This window comes from Streptomyces sp. SID5643 (assembly GCF_009872555.1).
Taxonomy (GTDB): domain Bacteria; phylum Actinomycetota; class Actinomycetes; order Streptomycetales; family Streptomycetaceae; genus Streptomyces; species Streptomyces iakyrus.
In genome coordinates this window covers 1-1,284 of the sequence record NZ_WWIC01000117.1, presented here as the reverse complement: position 1 = coordinate 1,284, position 1,284 = coordinate 1, and the positions used below count along the sequence as shown (strand labels likewise).

Below are 1,284 nucleotides of genomic sequence, written 5' to 3'. Positions count from 1 at the left end.
CCCCGACCAAAGACTCCACCACCCGTGCGAAGGCCCCTGCGATCCGCCCGGCCCACTCCGCGTCGAACAGGTCCAACGCCACCGTCACGGAACCCCACAACCCCGCTGGGGCACCATCGGCGTCGAACGCCTCCCGCACCATCACGTCGAGGTCGAACTTGGCGGCCCGTTCACCCGCCTCCACGCCACCGGCGAGCACCACCGGTACATCGACCACGGCGTCGATCGTGTCCAGCTTGGTCAGGACGACCTGGAACAGCGGGTGTCGGGCCATCGACCGGCTGGGGGACAGTTCCTCCACCAGCTTCTCGAACGGCACGTCCTGATGGGCGAAGCCCGAAAGCCCCGACTCCCGTACGCGCGAGAGGAGTTCGGTGAACGTCGGGTCCCCGGTCAGATCGGCCCGCAGTACGAGCGTGTTGACGAAGCACCCGATCAGGTCGTCCAAGGCTTCGTCCGTGCGACCGGCGTGCGCCGAGCCGATCGGGATGTCCGTACCCGCGCCCAGCCGGGACAGCAGCACCGCCAGCGCGGCCTGTACGACCATGAACAGGGTTACGCCCTCGGCCCGCGCCACCTCCACGAGGCGTGCGTGCACCTCGGTCGGAATCTCCAGCGGCACAGTGTGCCCACGGTGCGACGCGACAACCGGGCGTGGCCGGTCGAAGGGCAGCGCAAGCTCCTCGGGCGCACCGGCCAGCGTCTCGCGCCAGTAGGCGACCTGGCGGGACAGCACACTGTCTGGGTCGTTCTCGTCGCCGAGCAGCTCGCGCTGCCACAGCGCGTAGTCCGCGTACTGCACCGGCAGCGGCTCCCACTCAGGAGCCCGCCCCGCACTCCGCGCCGCGTAAGCAGTGGAGAAGTCCCGGGCGAGGGGGGCCTGTGACCAGCCGTCGCTGGCGATGTGGTGGATGGTCACCGCCAGGACCCGCTCGTCGAGGCCCGCATCGAACAGCCAGGCCCGGATGGGCACCTCGGTCGCCAGGTCGAAGGCGTACTGCGCCGCCTCGGCAACCGCAGCGGCCAGCTCCGTAGGCTCGACCTGTGCCACGGTCAGCTCCCACGCCACGTCCGCCAGGTCCAGGACGTGCTGGTACGGCTCGCCGTCCGCGACCTTGTGCACCGTGCGCAGCACCTCGTGCCGGCCGATGACGTCCCGCAGCGCCATGCCGAGCGCGTCACGGTCCACGTCACCCGACAGGCGGAGGGTGATGGGAGTGTTGTAGGTGGCGTTGGGCCCTTCCATCTGGCCGATGAACCACAGCCGCTGCTGGGCGAACGACA

General features: G+C 70.0%; 1 protein-coding gene. It reads right to left on the bottom strand.

The genetic code is table 11. The features are described 5' to 3' along the window. The coding region (locus GTY56_RS14875) for a condensation domain-containing protein (protein WP_237524859.1) at nt 1-1,284 on the bottom strand (1,284 nt) is incomplete at both ends.